This window comes from Baekduia alba, assembly GCF_028416635.1.
In the GTDB taxonomy this organism is placed as follows: domain Bacteria; phylum Actinomycetota; class Thermoleophilia; order Solirubrobacterales; family Solirubrobacteraceae; genus Baekduia; species Baekduia alba.
Window position 1 is genome coordinate 3409421 of the sequence record NZ_CP114013.1, and the last position, 15912, is coordinate 3425332.

Annotated in this window: 17 protein-coding genes; 9 read left to right on the plus strand and 8 right to left on the minus strand. The window is 74.4% G+C overall.

The features are described from left to right. Nucleotides 1–50 precede the first annotated feature (50 nt). From DSM104299_RS17220 to DSM104299_RS17240, 5 genes are read right to left on the minus strand one after another with little or no spacing between them, the layout of a single operon-like run. The gene (locus tag DSM104299_RS17220; protein WP_272472873.1) at nucleotides 51–1214 is read right to left on the minus strand and encodes a glycosyltransferase; all 1164 of its coding nucleotides are present in this window, start codon (nucleotides 1212–1214) and stop codon (nucleotides 51–53) included. A gap of 53 nt (nucleotides 1215–1267) precedes the next feature. Then, nucleotides 1268–1642 (minus strand): hypothetical protein, encoded by a 375-nt coding sequence (locus DSM104299_RS17225; protein WP_272472874.1) that lies wholly within the window; start codon nucleotides 1640–1642, stop codon nucleotides 1268–1270. Further along, the gene (locus tag DSM104299_RS17230) at nucleotides 1639–2868 is read right to left on the minus strand and encodes an SAM-dependent methyltransferase (protein WP_272472875.1); all 1230 of its coding nucleotides are present in this window, start codon (nucleotides 2866–2868) and stop codon (nucleotides 1639–1641) included. The genes DSM104299_RS17225 and DSM104299_RS17230 overlap by 4 nt, the downstream gene beginning before the upstream one ends. Continuing rightward, complete coding sequence (locus DSM104299_RS17235; protein WP_272472876.1) at nucleotides 2865–3533, minus strand: DUF1365 domain-containing protein; 669 nt, start codon at nucleotides 3531–3533, stop codon at nucleotides 2865–2867. The genes DSM104299_RS17230 and DSM104299_RS17235 overlap by 4 nt, the downstream gene beginning before the upstream one ends. After that, a complete protein-coding gene (locus DSM104299_RS17240) occupies nucleotides 3530–4774 on the minus strand; it encodes an NAD(P)/FAD-dependent oxidoreductase (RefSeq protein WP_349294463.1) in 1245 nt (414 codons plus the stop codon). Before DSM104299_RS17240 ends, DSM104299_RS17235 begins: the two co-directional genes overlap by 4 nt. Before the next feature lie 62 nt (nucleotides 4775–4836). Here DSM104299_RS17240 and DSM104299_RS17245 point away from each other — a divergent pair, with 62 nt between their 5' ends. The 4 genes from DSM104299_RS17245 to DSM104299_RS17260 all read left to right on the plus strand — a co-directional run bounded on the left by DSM104299_RS17245 (nucleotide 4837) and on the right by DSM104299_RS17260 (nucleotide 8649). Beyond that, nucleotides 4837–5835 carry a glycosyltransferase gene (locus DSM104299_RS17245; RefSeq protein ID WP_272472878.1) on the plus strand — a complete coding sequence of 333 codons (999 nt, stop codon included), beginning with the start codon at nucleotides 4837–4839 and terminating at the stop codon, nucleotides 5833–5835. Nucleotides 5836–5899: 64 nt separating this feature from the next. Beyond that, nucleotides 5900–6784, plus strand: a complete 885-nt coding sequence (locus DSM104299_RS17250; RefSeq protein ID WP_272472879.1) for a glycosyltransferase family 2 protein — start codon at nucleotides 5900–5902, stop codon at nucleotides 6782–6784. Between the two features lie 557 nt (nucleotides 6785–7341). Continuing rightward, the gene (locus tag DSM104299_RS17255) at nucleotides 7342–7971 is read left to right on the plus strand and encodes a hypothetical protein (RefSeq protein ID WP_272472880.1); all 630 of its coding nucleotides are present in this window, start codon (nucleotides 7342–7344) and stop codon (nucleotides 7969–7971) included. Nucleotides 7972–7980: 9 nt separating this feature from the next. Then, nucleotides 7981–8649 (plus strand): HD domain-containing protein, encoded by a 669-nt coding sequence (locus DSM104299_RS17260; protein WP_272472881.1) that lies wholly within the window; start codon nucleotides 7981–7983, stop codon nucleotides 8647–8649. On the opposite strand, the gene DSM104299_RS17265 is transcribed toward DSM104299_RS17260, so the two are convergent. Beyond that, nucleotides 8646–9179, minus strand: a complete 534-nt coding sequence (locus DSM104299_RS17265; RefSeq protein ID WP_272472882.1) for a DUF1697 domain-containing protein — start codon at nucleotides 9177–9179, stop codon at nucleotides 8646–8648. The genes DSM104299_RS17260 and DSM104299_RS17265 overlap by 4 nt on opposite strands. Nucleotides 9180–9229: 50 nt before the next feature. Between DSM104299_RS17265 and DSM104299_RS17270 the strand changes: the two genes are divergently transcribed. Further along, nucleotides 9230–9619, plus strand: coding sequence for a hypothetical protein (locus DSM104299_RS17270; RefSeq protein WP_272472883.1), 390 nt, complete (start codon nucleotides 9230–9232; stop codon nucleotides 9617–9619). Here DSM104299_RS17270 and DSM104299_RS17275 read toward each other — a convergent pair. Continuing rightward, entirely contained in the window at nucleotides 9616–10524 is a 909-nt protein-coding gene (locus DSM104299_RS17275) for a LysR family transcriptional regulator (protein WP_272472884.1), read from the minus strand. The two genes, DSM104299_RS17270 and DSM104299_RS17275, sit on opposite strands and share 4 nt — an antisense overlap. A gap of 86 nt (nucleotides 10525–10610) precedes the next feature. On the opposite strand from DSM104299_RS17275, the gene DSM104299_RS17280 reads away from it, so the two are divergent. After that, nucleotides 10611–12011, plus strand: a complete 1401-nt coding sequence (locus DSM104299_RS17280; RefSeq protein WP_272472885.1) for an MFS transporter — start codon at nucleotides 10611–10613, stop codon at nucleotides 12009–12011. Here DSM104299_RS17280 and DSM104299_RS17285 read toward each other — a convergent pair. Beyond that, on the minus strand, nucleotides 11959–13794 hold the full coding sequence (locus DSM104299_RS17285; RefSeq protein WP_272472886.1) for a uracil-DNA glycosylase family protein: 1836 nt from the start codon (nucleotides 13792–13794) through the stop codon (nucleotides 11959–11961). The genes DSM104299_RS17280 and DSM104299_RS17285 overlap by 53 nt on opposite strands. 212 nt (nucleotides 13795–14006) lie before the next feature. On the opposite strand from DSM104299_RS17285, the gene DSM104299_RS17290 reads away from it, so the two are divergent. From DSM104299_RS17290 to panD, 3 genes are read left to right on the plus strand one after another with little or no spacing between them, the layout of a single operon-like run. Further along, complete coding sequence (locus DSM104299_RS17290) at nucleotides 14007–14636, plus strand: DUF2520 domain-containing protein (RefSeq protein WP_272472887.1); 630 nt, start codon at nucleotides 14007–14009, stop codon at nucleotides 14634–14636. Then, nucleotides 14633–15502, plus strand: a complete 870-nt coding sequence (panC, locus tag DSM104299_RS17295; RefSeq protein ID WP_272472888.1) for a pantoate--beta-alanine ligase — start codon at nucleotides 14633–14635, stop codon at nucleotides 15500–15502. Before DSM104299_RS17290 ends, panC begins: the two co-directional genes overlap by 4 nt. After that, nucleotides 15502–15885: an aspartate 1-decarboxylase gene (gene panD / locus DSM104299_RS17300; protein ID WP_272472889.1), complete on the plus strand. Its 384-nt coding sequence runs from the start codon at nucleotides 15502–15504 to the stop codon at nucleotides 15883–15885. Before panC ends, panD begins: the two co-directional genes overlap by 1 nt. Nucleotides 15886–15912: the final 27 nt, after the last annotated feature.

Genomic DNA, 15912 nt, shown 5'->3' on the forward strand with positions numbered 1-15912 from the left:
CACCGAGCACGCGCACGGAACCCGAGCCCTCCGGGCGAGCGGTTCCGCGTTCACGCGGCGCGACGGCCGGCGAGCGCCAGCCCGCGCGCCGGGCGGTTGCGGTCGCCGCGCGGGCTGGGCCCGGCCGCGAGCGCCGCGTCGACGTTCGCCTGGATCTCCTGCGCGAACGCGGTCCTGCTGAAGCGCTGCGCGTTGGCGACGCACGCGGCGGGGTCGACCGACAGCGGGTCGAACGCGGCGACGGCCGCGGCCAGCGCCTCGGGCGTCGCGTCCTCGTAGAAGACGCCGGTCTCGCCCTCGCGCACCGACTCCGTCACGCCGCCCTCGTCCAGCGCGACCACCGGTCGCCCCGCGGCCTGGGCCTCGACGGCCGCGATCCCGAACTCCTCGGTCGCGGTGACGACCAGCGCGCGCGAGGTGGCGAGCAGGCGCGCGACCTCGGCGTCGCTGACGCGGCCCGTGAAGCGCACGTTGGACTCGGCCATCCGCTGCAGGCGCCGCGCGTCCGGCCCGTCGCCGATGACGACGAGCGGGCGCCCGAGCTGGTTGAACGCGCGGACCGCGAGGTCGATGCGCTTGTGCGGCATCAGCTCCGACAGGACGGCGTAGTGGTCGCCGACCGTGCCGGGCGCGAAGCGCTCGATCTCGACCGGCGGGTAGACGACGTCGGCCTCGCGCGTGAAGTACCGGGCGATGCGCCGGCGCGTGGTCTCGGAGTTCGCGACGTAGCGGTCGACGCGCTGCGCGGCGATCCAGTCCCACTGGCGCCAGCGTTGCAGCACCGCGCCGAGCGCCGCGCGGACGACCGGACCGTGGGCCCGGAGGGTCGCCTCGCGCGCGTTCCAGGCGTAGCGGAACGGGTTGTGGCAGTAGCAGACGTGCACCGCGTCCTCGGACGGCAGCACGCCGTGCGCCCAGGCCGACGAGCTGCTGAGCACGAGGTCGTAGCCGGCGAGGTCCAGCGCCTCCATCGCGTACGGGTACAGGGGCAGCAGGCGCCGGAACGACGTGGCGTTGGGATGCAGCCGCTGCAGGAACGACGTGTGGACGTTGCGCTGCTCGAAGCGGCCCTCGGTCCCGACCGGGTCGTACACGGCCGTGAAGATGTCGGCGTCCGGGAACTGCTCGCACAGCGCCAGGAACACCCGCTCGCCACCGCGGAGGTCGAGCAGGAAATCGTGGACCAAGGCAACCCGTGGGGACGACTGCTTCATGCGCGGGCGAGTCTAGATGTTAAGGAGGCGGCGACCCGGTCAGAGCGTCCGACTCAGCGGTCGAGCGCGACCGCGACGGCTGCGCTGAGGGCCGCCGAGATCCCCGCCACGACCGCGGTGGCCACGGGCGCCTCGCCCGGCAGCTCGCGGCGCGCCACCGTCGTGGCGACGATGTCCGACAGGTCGCCCACGATCGACGCCGCGAGGTACGGACGAACCGCCTCGCCGCGCAGCGTCGCGGCGATCGCGCCGGCGTGGATGGCCGTCTCGCGCACGCCGAGCGCCCGCAGCGGGACCTGCGTCGGGCCGGTCGCGGCGCTCGGGCCCAGCCAGCGGCGGGCCAGGCGCTCGGGGGCCGCGACGAGCCCGACGCCGTAGGCGACGCGCAGGCCGAGGACCGCGAGCGCGGCGCCGCGGGCGCGGGTCATGCCGTCACCGCTTCCAGCGCGGCGGGCGCCGGGACCGCAGGCTCCGGCCGCCAGTGCGGCTTGGCCAGCACGGTCTGGATCAGGCCGATCCGGCGCTCGGCGAAGCCGGCCTCGCAGTAGGCGAGGTACAGCCGCCACAGGCGGCGGAAGCGCTCGTCGTAGCCCAAGGCCTCCAACTCGCTCGTCGCGCCGTCGAAGTTGACCCGCCACCGGTGGAGGGTCTCGGCGTAATGCGGCGTGAGGTCTTCGAGGTGGACGGCGTGCAGGTCGGTGTCGCGCGCGACGCAGCGGGCGATCACCTCGCGCGAGGGCAGGCAGCCGTTGGGGAAGATCAACGTGCGGATGAACGACCGGCTCGCGCGTTCCACCTTGTAGGCGCGGTCGTCCATGACGATCGCCTGCAGCAGCATCGCGCCGTCGGGCGCGAGGCGGTCGCTGCACACCGCGAAGAACGTGTCGAAGTCCTTCCAGCCCACGGCCTCGATCATCTCGATCGACACGAGCTTGTCGTACTGGCCGTCGAGGTCGCGGTAGTCGTCGAGCAGGACGGTCACGCGGTCTTCGAGGCCCCGCTCGCGCACGCGGGCCACGGCGTGGTCGTGCTGCTCGCGCGAGATCGTGGTCGTCGTCACGTGGCAGCCGCGGGTCGCCGCGGCGTGGACCGCGAAGCCGCCCCAGCCGGTCCCGATCTCCAGGACCCGGTCGTCGGGGCCGAGGTCGAGCTTGTCGCAGATGCGGTCCAGCTTGGCGACCGACGCCTCCTGCAGCGTCATCTGCGGGTGCGCGAAGACGGCGCTCGAGTACATCATGGTGGGGTCGAGCATCAGCCCGAAGAGCTCGTTGCCGAGGTCGTAGTGGGCTTCGATGTCCTTGCGGGCGCGGCGCGGCGTATTGCGGCGGAAGGCGGCGCGGGCGCGCTGGAACGGCTCGCGGATCGGCGTCGCCCGGCGCCGCACGGCGTCCAGGCCGGTGGCGTTGCGGGCGGCGACGCGGATCACGGCGGCCAGGTCCGGAGAGTCCCACAGGCCGTCGCGGTAGGCCTCGGCCATGCCGCGGCTGCCCAGCAGGAGCTTGGACCACGCGCGCGGGTCGTGGACGCGGACGGTCGCCTCGGGGGCGCCGCGGCCGAACGTCAGGCGCTGGCCGTCCTCGACGACCGTGAGACGGCCGACGTCGATGCGGCGCAGGACGGACAGGGCGATGCGGCGGGCGAGACGGTCGGTCACGGGCGGGCTTCCTCGGGACGTGCGTGGATCGGGACGCGCTTGAGCGCAAGCGCGAAGGCGTGGGCGTAGATGAGGGTCAGCGTGCGCAGCGAGCCGCCGAGCAGGCGCGTCCGGCTGAACGGGGTGCGCCTGAGGCTCAGCGTCGCGTCGAACGCGCGGCCTGCGCCGTCGTCGCGGCTCTCGATGTGGACGCTGAGCCGTTCGTCGGGCTGGGTCGTCGACCAGGAGTAGTGCTGGTCCATGCCCATGAACGGCGAGACGTGCAGCTGCTTGGCCATGTCCTCGGCGCGGTGCACGCGCTCCCCGGCCTGGGCCTGCAGCACATAGGCATGGCGTTGCCCGTAGGGCGTGCTGGTCACCTCGGCGACGACGGCGTGCAGCGTGGCGTCGCGGTCGTAGGCGTAGTAGAAGCTGACCGGGTTGAAGGCCTTGCCGAGGCTGCGCGGCTGGGTGAGCAGGCCGATCGGGCCGTCGCCGCCCGTCAGCGCGCGAACGCGCAGAGGGCTCAGGTAGTCGTCGGGGTCGAAGCGGACGAGCCGGCCGGCGCGCGCGGGCAGGCGCTCCAGGTCGACGTAGGCGAGCGCGAGCTTGTGGCGGAACGCGTGCTCGCGCACCGCGAAGCGCCGGTGGCGGACGGTGCCGACGTAGAGGGCCGGCGCGATCACGCGACGTGCACCCCGACGCCCAGCTCGCGGGCGACGCGCAGGCCGCTGACGACGCCGTCCTCGTGGAAGCCCCAGCCCCAGTAGGCGCCGGCGAAGTGCGTCCGACCGCGTCCGCCGGAGATCTCCGCGACGCGCTTCTGGGCGGCCATCCCCTCGCGGGTGAAGACCGGGTGCGCGTACTGGATCGTCCGCACGATCTTGTTGGGGTCGATCGCGCTGGTGTGGTTGAGCGTGACGCACCACTGCCGGTCGGCGTCCAGCGACTGCAGGCGGTTCATGTGGTAGGTGACGGTCGGCTTGCCGGTCGGCGAGGAGAGCAGGTGGTAGTTCCAGCTCGCCCAGGCCCGGCGGCGGCGCGGGAGCAGCCGCTCGTCGTGGTGCAGGACGGCCTCGTTGGGCGCGTAGGGGAACGCGCCGAGCAGCTCGCGCTCCAAGGCCGTCGCGCCGTCGCCGAGGATCCGCAGGGTCTGGTCGGCGTGGGTGGCGAGCACGACGTGGTCGAAGCGCTCGCCGTCGATCGTCGCGCCGTCGTCGTCGCGGGTCAGCGAGCGGACCGGTGTGGCGAGGCGAATGCTGTCCTTGAACGGCGCGGTGAGCGCCTCGACGTACTGGCGCGATCCGCCCCGGACCGTCCGCCACTGCGGGCGCTCCTTGAGGTCGAGCATCCCGTGGTTGTCGAAGAACTGGACGAGGAAGCGCGCTGGGAACGACCACATCTGGTCGGGGTCGGCGGACCAGACCGCGGCGGCCTGCGGCACGATCAGGCGGTCGACGAACGCCTTGGAGTAGTTGTTGTCCTCGAGCCACTCGGCGAGCGACGGATCCTGGTCGGACGCGATCAGCGCGCGCGCGTCGCGCTGGAAGCGCCGGACGTCGAGCACCATGCGGTGGAAGGTCGGCGACGCGAGATGCGCGCGCTTCGCGAACAGCCCGTTGGCCGACGTCGAGGCGTACTCGAAGTCGCCCTGCTCGTCCCCCACGCCGAAGCTCATGTCCGACGGCTGCGACGCGACGCCGAGCTGGCCGAGCAGCCGCTCGAAGTTGGGGTAGTTGCGGTCGTTGAAGACGATGAAGCCGGTGTCGACGTCCAGCTGGCCGCCGACCGTGATCGTGTTCGTGTGCCCCCCGGCATAGCCGTTGGCCTCGAACACCGCGACCTCGTGCCCGTCCCGATGCAGCGCATGCGCCGCGACGAGACCCGAGACGCCTGCTCCGATGACTCCGATCCTCACGTTGATCATGTTCGAGAGAACGGGCGCATTCGGATCACCGATCTCGGTCCGAGCGGTAGATTCCGGGCCGAATGCTCGTCGGGGTCGATGCCCGGGCGCTGGCGGCGCGCCGCGGCGTCGCGCGGTACACGCGTCGGATGGTCGAGGCGCTGGCTGCGCTCGACGGCGTCGCCGTGCGCGCGCTGGTCCCGGGCCGCGAGGCGGTCGATCCGCTGGCCGGCGTCGCGCTGCGGCGGACGCGGGTGCCGTCGCGCGTCCTGCACATGGCGGGCGCGGTGGCGGGGCGTCCGCGCGTCGACACGCTGCTCGGCGGGAGCGGGGCGGTCGATGTCACCTGGCTGCCCGCGCCGGCGCCGGTCGCGATCGGCGGGCCCTACGTCCTGACGGTGCACGACCTGTCGTGGGAGGACCGGCCTGACGACTTCACGCGCTACGAGCGCCTGTGGCACCGCGTCGCGCGGCCGGCGGCGCTGGCCCGGCGGGCGCGGGTCGTGGTCTGCGACGCGCCGGCGGTCGCCGCCGCGGTGCGGGCGCGCTGGGGCGTCGAGGCGCGCGTCGTGGAGCCGGGCGTGGACCATGTCGCGGGCGTCGTGCCGCGGGCCGGGCGCTACGTCCTGTACGTCGGCGCGCTGGAGCCGCGCAAGGGGCTGGACGTGCTGGGCGCGGCGTGGACGCGCGCGGCGCTCGACGGCGTCGAGCTGCTCGTGGCCGGCGAGGGCCGCGAGGCCGTCCCGGGCGCGACGCACCTCGGCCACGTCAGCGACGCCGAGCTCCACGCGCTGTACGCCGGCGCCGACGCGGTCGTGCTGCCCTCCTACCTGGAGGGCTTCGGCCTGCCGCCGCGCGAGGCCGCCGCGCACGGGACTCCGTCGATCGTGTCCGACCTCCCGACGCTGCGCCTGCCGGGCACGCTGCGCTTCCCGCCTGGCGACGCCGGCGCGCTGGCCGACGCGCTGCGCCGCCTGCCGGCCGAGCGCGCGCGCCTGGTCGCCGAGCTCCCGCCGCCGCGCACCTGGGCCGAGGCGGCTTGCGACCTCCGCGCCGTGCTGGCCGAGGCGGCCGGCCCATGACCTCGGCCCCCGTCGATCGCGTGCCGCGCGGCGCCGCGCGGCGCGACCGCGAGGCGGCCGGGCCATGACGTCCGCCTCGATCGTCTGCGTCCTGCACGACTCCGTCGACGACCTGCGGCGGCTGCTGCGCTCGCTCGAGCCGCTGGCGGCGCGGCCGCAGCTGGTCGTCGTCGACGCCGGCTCCTCCGACGACGGGCCGGCGGTCGCGGCGGCGTGGGGCGCGGAGGTCGTCGAGGCGGGCGACGTCGGCTTCGGCGCGGCCAACAACGCCGGCGTGGCGCGCGTCACGTCGTCGGTCACGCTCCTGCTCAACCCGGACATCGTGGTCCACGAGCCCGCGGTGCTCGACCACCTCGCCCGCCACGCCCGGCGCGAGGACGCCCTGCACGTCCCGCGCCTGCTGAACCCCGACGGCTCGGTCCAGCGCAGCGCCCATCCGGTGCCGGGCCGGCCCGCCGCGCTCCTGCCCGCGCTCGTCCATCCGCGCGTCCTGCCGCCGCCCCTGCGCAACCGCGCCGACCCGTGGCGCGCCGACGCCCCGGAACGGCGGGTCGGCTGGGCGATCGCGGCCGCGGTCGCGGCCCGGACCGACACGCTGCGCCGGCTCGGCCCGTTCGACGCCGAGCAGTTCCTGTTCTTCGAGGACCTGGACCTCTGCCTGCGCGCCCGCGCGGCCGGCGTCCCCACCATGCTGCACGCCGACCTGACGCTCGAGCACCGCGGCGGCCACAGCACCGGCCCCGCCTACGGCGGCGAGCCGCACGCGCTGCTGGCCCGGCGCCGCCGCGACGTCGTGCGCGCCAACCTCGGCGTCCGGGCGCTCGCGCTCGACGACGCCGCCCAGGCGCTCACCTTCGCCACGCGCGCCGCCGCGCGCGCCGTGGCCCGCCGCGACGCCGGCCGCGAGCGCGCCCAGCTCGCCGCACTGCGCGCCGCCCGTCGCGGGTAGCGCGGCGGCATGACCCAGCTCTGGTTCGCTGCCGGCAATCGTTGGAAGGACCGCTGACGTGACGCAGTTCTGGTTTGCCGCTTCTACGGAGGAGTTCCCACCGTCGCAGATGCTCGAGCAGGCGAAGGTCGCGGATGCCGCGGACTTCGACGCCATCGGCTGCTCCGACCACTTCGTCTCCTGGTTCCCGCGCGGCCCCCTGGGCGACGACGAGCCGGCGCTGATCAAAGCCACCAAGAAGTGGAAGACCACGCAGTTCCCGGAGCGCTACCTCGAAGACCACCATGATCTCGACGTCATGGCGCGCGAGGCCGAGGAGCGCATGAGCGACGAGGAATTCGCGCACGAGGGCTTCCTGATCAGCGCCGACGTCGACGGGCACGTCCGCCGCATCCGCGAGCTGCTGGCGATCGACCCGGCCGTCAGCGCCATCTGCCTCCAGAGCATCGGCGACCTCGACCCGGCGACGTCGATCCGGCGCTACGGCGCGGAGGTGCTCCCGGCGCTGCGGCGACGGCGAGGACGCGCCCCAGGGCTGACCGCCATGCTGTGGGGCGATGCTGGAGATCCGCGGCGCCGCCCCCGGCCTGATCGACGACCCGCTGCTGCTCGACGTCAGCGGCGCGCCGCCCGACACGTCCTTGACGTGGCGGGCGCGGATCCGCGACGACGAAGGCTTCGTCTGGCGCGCCGAGGGCACCGCGCCCGACGCGCTGCGCTGGACGCCCGCGAAGGCCAGCGCGGGCGTGACCGCGGCGCTGCGGTCGCTGCGCCCGGTCGAGCTCGACATCCGCGTCGAGGACCCCGACGGCGCGGCCTCCAACCGGACGCTCACCCGCACGTTCGTCGCCGACGGCGTCAAGGTCCGGCGCTGGAGCCAGGGCGCGACCGGCAAGCTCTACCTGCCCGCCGACGGCACCGGCGCGACGCTCGTCGTCGCCGGCGAGGACGACGGCACCGCCCTCGCCGCCGCGCTCCTCGCCTCCCGCGGAGTCCGGGTGCTCGCGGTGGCCAAGGGCGACCCGCAGGAGATCCTCGCCGCGCTGCCGGCGACCAGCGGCGGCGAGCGCCTCGTCGAAACGGTTCCGGTCCCGCCCGGCGTCCCCGCCCGCACGCCCGCCGACCCCGCCGGCTGGGACGCGCTGCTGGCCGACCTCGGCGCACGTCCCCGGCGCGTGGCACGCTAGGGCTCCGCCGTGCCCGAGTCGTTCACCGACACGCCGCTGCTGACCGCCCGCTTCGACGCCGCGCTGCACTACGCGACGCGCCATCACGCCCGGCAGCTGCGCAAGGGCACGCCGATCCCGTACGCGGCGCACATCCTCGCCGTCGCGTCGCTGGTCTTGGAGATGCACGGCGACGAGGACGAGGCGATCGGCGCCCTGCTGCACGACGTCGTCGAGGACGGCGGCGGCCGGCCGGCGCTGGCCGAGATCGAGGCGGCGTTCGGCCCCGTCGTCGCGGCGCTCGTCGCGGCCAACTCCGACACGCTCGACCCCAAGGACGACAACAACGATGGCGGCGCCGGCTGGTACGCCCGCAAGCGCGCCTACCTCGGCGGCTTCACCTCCCGGTCACCCGCCGCGCTGCGCGTCTCGCTCGCCGACAAGGTGCACAACGCGCGCGCGATCCTGCTCGACTACCGCACGCTGGGCGACGAGATCTGGGCGCGTTTCGGCCAAGGCCAGGGCCTGGCGACGCGCGTCTACTACCGCGAGCTCGCCGTCGCCTTCGAGCGCGAGCGCGAGCGGCTCGGGCCCGCCGCCCAGCCCTACGTCGACGAGCTGCGCCGCACGGTCGACGCGATCACCGCGCTGGCCGAGACCCACCAGGGCCGGGACTCGCGGACGCTGTTCGACGCCTAGGACCCGTCGGCGTCGGCCAGCGCGAGCAGCTTCTCGACCGTCCGCCAGTTGCGGCCGGTCAGCGGCGCGACGCCGAGGCGCTTCTCGGTCAGCCCCTTCACCAGCGGCGACGCGTGGATCCCGTCGGGCAGCCACAGGTAGGCCTCGCGGCCGACGATCTCGTAGGCCTCGCCCTTGCCGACCGTCACGCCCTCGGCCTTGGCCGCGTCGATCGCGCCGCCGCCGCTGAAGAGCACGAGGTACCGCGACGCGTTGGTCGCGACCTGCGCCAGCGGGTTGGCCTCGGCGACGGCCGCGAGCTCGTCGCGCGTGCGGATCACGACCGGGACGTCGAAGCCGAACTCGGCGGCGATCGCGGCCTCGATCTTCTTCACGCTCGCCTTGCGACCGCTGAAGACGACGTTGCCGCTGTTGACGTAGGTCTTGACGTCGGTGAAGCCCAGCTCGGCGAAGATCTCGCGCAGCTTGGCCATCGCGACCTTCTTCGCGCCGACGTTGACGCCGCGCAGCAGCGCGATCTGACGAGCCATGACACAGAAGATATGTCCCACGGGCTCCGCCGGTGCGCGATGCTGTGCGCATGCGCGTCCGCGCACCGATCCTCACCGTCGCGCTGGCGCTCCCGCTGGCGTCCTGCGGCAGCGGGAGCGACGACCAGGACATGCTGCCGACGGCGACCGCGAGCGTCATCGCCCACCCCGTCGCCGACACGACCGTCGCCCGCCTGGAGCTGGCGATCGTCAAGAACCCCAACAACGAGGCGCGCGCCGCGCAGTGCCGGCGGGCGACCGCCGCGGACCGCAGGATCGGCGAGGTCTCGTTCGGCGGCCATCCGCGCCGGCTCTACGCCTGCGTCATCGCGCTGCACGCGCTCCCGCCCGCGACCTACGACGTCATGGTGCTCGGCAACGGCTGCTTCGTCGGGCACCGGCGCACCGCGAACGCGGCCGACTACGGGTGCATGCGCTAGCTCGGCTCGCCGGCGAGCGGACCGCGCGCGACCGCCTTGCGCAGCGCCTTCACGAACGCCCGCAGCGCCGGGTCGCGCGGCCGCGAGCGCCACACCGCCCACACGGTGATCGACAGCGGCCGGCCGACCAGCGGCCGCCAGATCAGCGTGCCGTCCTCGCTGTGCATCCGCGTCGAGCCGAGCGTGATCGCGCCGTCGAGCAGCGGCAGCGCGGTTCGGATCGCCTCGACCGCCATCGCGCTGGTGCTGATCTCCGGCCGGCCGCCGAGCCGCTCGATCGTCGCCATGACCTCGTCGAACAGCCGCGGCGCGCGGTGGCGCGGGTACCAGACGAGCTCCTGGCCGGACAGGTCGGCGCACGCCACCTCGGCCTGCTCGGCGAGCGGGTGGCCGGCGGGCACGACGACGCCGAGCTCCTCGTCGACGAGCGCCAGGTGCTCGTAGCCGCCGTCCTCGGGCGTGTCGCGGGTCAGCGCGAGGTCGAGCTCGCCGCGCTCCAGCAGGCCGAGCTGGTAGCTCGTCGAGCCGCCGACGAACGCCGGACGGTGGCCGGGCGCGGCGCGCTCCAGGATCGCGCCCAGCCGCTCGGGCAACCACGGCGGGGCGCCGGTCAGGAGCCCGAGCCGCAGCGCGCCGTCGTCGATGCCCGCGGCGCGGCGGGCCTCGCGCAGCGCGGTGTCGGCCGCCAGCAGCACGGTCCGGGCCTCGACCAGCAACGCCTCGCCGGCGGCCGTCGGCGACGCGCCGCGCGGATGGCGGACGAGCAGCGGCGCGCCGACCTCCTCCTCCAGCGCCCGGACCTGCTCGCTGAGCGTCGGCGTCGAGACGTGCAGCGCCGCGGCGGCGCGGCCGAAGTGCCCGGCCTCGGCGACCGCGACGAAGTAGCGAAGGTGGCGGAGCTCCATGGCTGACCGACCACGTTAGGCCAGACCGAACGGGCGTGCGGCGACGCGTCGTGGATCGGTGTCCGGCGCAGTGATGTCCTTGCGGGATGACCCCACCCGATCCCCGGCGCTGGTGGGCGCTGGCCGTCGTGCTGACTGCCAGCTTCCTCGCGCTCTTCGACCTCTTCGTCGTCAACGTCGGCGCCCCCTCGATCGCCCGCGACCTCGACGCCGGCGACGGCGCGCTCCAGCTCGTGATCGCCGGATACTCCTTCACCTACGCCGTCGGCCTCGTCACCGGCGCGCGCCTCGGCGACCGCTACGGCCGCCGGCCGCTGTTCCTGGCCGGCATGGCGCTGTTCACGTGCTCGTCGACGCTGTGCGGCGCCGCGCCGACCGTGGAGACCCTCGTCGCCGCCCGCCTGCTCCAGGGCGCCGGCGCCGCCACGATGGTCCCGCAGGTCCTCGCGACGATCCAGGACCTGTTCGGCCCAACCGAACGGCCGCGGGCCTTCGCGGCCTTCGGCGCCGTCGCGGGCGCCGGCAGCGTCGCCGGCCAGGTCCTCGGCGGCGTGCTGCTCGCCGCCGACTCCTTCGGCCTCGGCTGGCGCACGGCCTTCCTGATCCAGGTCCCGATCGGCGCGGCGGCGCTCCTCGCCGGTCGCGCGCTGCTGCCGCGCACGCGTGCCGCGAGCGCCGCGCGGCTCGACCCGGCCGGCGTCGCGCTGCTCACCGTCGCGCTCGGCCTCCTGCTCGCGCCGCTCACGCTCGGGCGCGACAGCGGCTGGCCGGCGTGGGCGTTCGTCGCGCTCGCGGCCGCCCCCGCGGCGCTCGCCGCGCTGCTCGCCCACCAGCGCCGCGCGGCGGCGCCGCTGCTCCCGCTCGAGCTCTTCGCCGACCGCGGCTTCGACGCCGGCCTGGCGATCAACGTCTGCTTCTACGCGGAGATCAGCAGCTTCTTCCTCGTGATCACGCTGCTGCTCCAGGACCGGCTCGGCCTCGCGCCGCTGGCCGCCGGGCTGACGTTCGCGCCGCTCGGCGTCGGCTTCGTCACGGCGTCGGTGCGCGGCCGCGGCCTCGCGCCCCGGTTCGGCGCGGCGACGGTGCTGCGCGCCGGCCTCGCGGTCGTCATCGCGACGCTCGCCGCGCTGGTCGCCGTGACCGCGCTGGCCGGCGACGCGCTCACCGGCCTCGCGGTCGCGCCGTTCATGGCGGTGATCGGCGCCGGCAACGGGCTGGTCCTCCCCGCGCTGCTCAACGCGTCGCTGGCCCAGATCGCGCCCGCGCTCGCCGGCTCGGCCGCCGGCGTCCTGGTCACCGCCCAGCAGGTCGGCGCCACGCTCGGCGTCGCGGCGGTCGGGACGCTGTACTTCGCGACGTCGCCGGCCGTCGCCCTCGCGGCGGACCTGGCCCTCGCCGTGACGACGCTCGCCGCCGTGGCGCTGCTGGCGTCGGCTAGAAGAGCCCGAGCTGCGCCGGATGCGGCTCGGGCGGGGGCGGCGGCGTAGCGGCCTCGGCCTCGGCCTCGCGCGTCTCCCGCGCCTCCACATCGCCCGGCGCCTCGTCGCCGACCTCCACCTCGACCAGCGGCTCCTCCTCGACGGCCGGGTCGATCCACGCCGGCGGCTGCTCCGGCGCGCCCAGCGCGAGCAGCCCCGGCAGCGCGCTGAAGTCCCGCCGCAGCACGTCCACGTTGCTCGGCGTGTACAGCGCCGCCGCCGGATGGAAGACCGGGAACAGCCGCACCGCCCGCGGCCCGACGACCCGCACCTCGGCCCGCCCATGCAGCCGCATGATCCCGGTCGTGTCGTGGCGCAGCAGCTTCGTCGCGAAGTTCCCGAGCGTGCAGATCACGACCGGCTGGATCAGCTCGATCTGCTTGAACAGGTACTCCTGACACCGCTCGATCTCGACGGGATGCGGATCGCGGTTGCCGGGCGGGCGGCAGTTGTGGACGACCCCGCCCGCCGTGACGAAGTTGTGGTTCTCCTCGACGTCGAGGCAGAAGAACGTCCGGTCGTCGCCGTGGCGGCCGGTGATCTCCTCGACCTCGACGTCGTCGAACAGCACGTCCGGCTCACCGTCGTCCGCGAGCCGCTCCGCGTCGAACGACACCTCCTCGGCCACCTCAGGATGCAGCTTGTACCGCATGCTCTCGGGCACGAACGGCGCGATCGCGACGCTCAGCGCGCGCGAGGTCGGGACGTCGAAGTACAGGCGGCCGCGGCTCGCCTTCGCCGGCAGGCCCAGACGAAGCAGCCCGGCGCGCAGCACGAGCAGATCAGCCTCGGAGAAGCCGTTGGTCGCGATCTCGGCCAGCGGCTGCCGCCCGCCGCCGCGCACTCGCATGTAGCCGTCGTCCATGAACCAGAACGCGAGCATCCGCGGCGACAGCTCCCGCGCGATCCACGCCGGGACGACCTTGCGGTCCCGATAGAACTCGTTGCGCAGCACGCCCAGCCCACGATGCGCGAGCGTGCGCCCGAGCACCACGTCATGGCCCGCGTCCCCGCCCGACACCGCGGCCACCCGGCGCTCCTCGAGGGTCATGCGCAGTGGGCGGAGGAGGTCGGCCTTGAACCGCGCGTAGCCGGCCTGCTTGGCCGAGTGGCTGAAGGTCAAGGCCGCTTGGCCGCGACGGATCGAACCGTCGCCGAGGAGCGTCCCGCACACGACGTCCTTGATCAGCCGCGTCAAGCCCTGGCCCGTCGCGACGCGATCGCCGGCGGCGAGATCCTCGGCGTTGACGAAGCCGCGCTTGGTCAAGACCGGGTGGTCGCCGGTCATCGTCGTGCTCGCCTTCGTCGCGCCGTTGACCTTGGCCGAGCGGAACGACACCTTGAAGACCCGCCGGTCGGCCAGCGGCGTGGCGTGCCAACCGGTGACCCGGCGCGGGACGAGGCGGCCGTCCGCGTCCACCGACATGACGGTGCCGTCGTAGCGGGAGCGCACCAGCCTCCCGATGGTCTCCCACGATCCATCGCCCAACTGGACGTTGGTGTCGTAGCGCACGCATTTGAGGACGTTGGCGATGAACACCTCGCCGCGCGACAGCCCGATCTCGCCCAGCAGCGTGTCGAGCAGCTGGCCCGCCTGCCCGACGAAGGGCAGGCCCTGCTCGTCCTCGTTGCGGCCCGGGGCCTCGCCGACGAACATGAGGTCGGCGTTCGCGTTGCCCGCGCCGAACACGACGGTGTGGCGGGTCTGGGCGAGTTGGGGGCAGCGCGTGCAGCCGCGCGCCTCGTGGAAGAGGGCCTTCAGGGCCTCGCGCCGTTCGTCCGGGGACGACACGGCTTGGAGACTAGACCGATGGCCGGACCGCGCCGCTGTGCCATCCCGCTAATTCCGGGGTACCATGGGGGGTCACCGAGTTTCGCGACCGGCATCCCCGTTGGCGGGGAGCTGGACCGACACCAGAAATGACCACTGTCATCCCCCGCTGCGCGGTCGTGGGTCAAGGCCGTCTCGGAACAGCGCTCGCCGCAGCGCTGCGAGCTTTCGGCGTGCCCGTCGACGGGCCGCTGCCGCGTGGCGCCGCCGCCCCCGGCGCGCCCGTGGTCGTCCTCGCGGTCCCGGACGCCGAGATCGCCGCCGCGGCGGCGCTCGTCGCGCCCGACGTCCTCGTCGGCCACTGCTCCGGCGCGACCACGCTCGCGCCCCTCACGGCCACGCACGCCAACGCGTTCTCCCTGCACCCGCTCATGACCGTCACCCACGCGGGCGCGGACTTCACCGGCGCGAGCGCGGCGGTCGCGGGCAGCACGCCGGAGGCGCGCCGGCTCGCCCGCGACCTCGCGACCACCCTGGGCATGACCCCGATCGACGTCCCCGACGACGACCGCGCCGCCTACCACGCGGCCGCGTCGATCGCGTCCAACTTCCTCGTCACGCTCGAATGGGCCGCGACGCGCGTCGGCAACCTCGACCGCGCGGCGCTCGCGCCCCTGGTCACCGCGACCGTCAGCAACTGGCTCGCCGACGGCCCCGAGCGCGCGCTGACCGGCCCGATCGCCCGCGGCGACGAGCAGACCGTCGCCCGCCAGCGCGCCGCGGTGCTGGAGCGCACGCCCGACCTCGCCGAGCTCTTCGACGCGCTGACCGAGGCCACCCGGACCCTGGCGGCCGCGGCATGAGAACGATCCGCACGGTCGCCGAGCTGCGCGCCGCGCTGGCCGAGCCGCGCCGCGGCGGCAAGACCATCGGCCTGGTCCCGACGATGGGCTCCCTCCACGACGGCCACCTCGCGCTCATCCGCGCCGCCCGCGACGCCGCCGACCACGTCGTCGTCTCGCTCTTCGTCAACCCCGCGCAGTTCAACGACAGCGCCGACCTCGCCGCCTACCCGCGCGACGAGCACCGCGACGCCGGCCTGGCCCACGAGGCGGGCGCCGACCTGCTCTTCGCGCCCTCGACCGACGAGATCTACCCGCCCGGCTTCACCACGCAGGTCCGCGTGGCCGGTCCGCTGACCGAGACCCTCGAGGGCGCGCACCGCGGTGCCGATCACTTCCATGGCGTGACCACCGTCGTGACCAAGCTCCTCAACATGGTCGGCCCGGACGTGGCGCTGTTCGGCCAGAAGGACGCGCAGCAGGCGCTCGTGATCCAGCGCCTCGCCGCCGATCTCGACCTGCCGGCGCGCATCGAGGTCGTCCCGACGGTCCGCGAGCCGGACGGCCTGGCGCTCTCCAGCCGCAACGTGCGCCTCGACCCCCAGGACCGCCGGCGGGCGCTCGCGCTCTCCGCCGCCCTGCGCGCGGCCGAGAGCGAGCTGCGCGAGCACGGCACCACCGACGCGGAGGCGCTCTCCGCCGCGGCCCGCGCCGCGATGACCCCCTTCGACGTCGAGCCCGAGTACCTCGCGCTCGTCGACCCCGAAGACCTGCGCCCCGTGGGCTCGGTCGACCAGGACACGCTCCTGGCGGTCGCGGCGCACGTGGGGCCGGTGCGACTCATCGACAACACGATCCTCACCCCTAACGGAGGCGCTGAGCGCTGATGCAGCGCGTCATGCTGAAGTCCAAGATCCACCGTGCCACGGTCACGGACAGCGATCTTCATTACGTCGGGTCGATCACCATCGACCCGGAGCTGCTCGAGGCGGCGAACATCCTCGAGCACGAGCAGGTGCACGTCGTCGATGTCGACAACGGCGCCCGCTTCGAGACCTACACCATCGCGGGCGAGCCGGGCTCGGGCGCGATGAAGGTCAACGGCGCCGCGGCCCGCCTCGTGCACCGCGGCGACACGATCATCGTCATCTCCTACGGGCAATACGACGAGGCCGACCTGGAGCTCTACGAGCCCCGGGTCGTCCACGTCGAGCAGGACACCAACAACATCATCGACGTGGATGCGGCGGTGGCGACCCTCCTCCGCTAGAGGGCGTCAACCGATCCGGTTCACAGG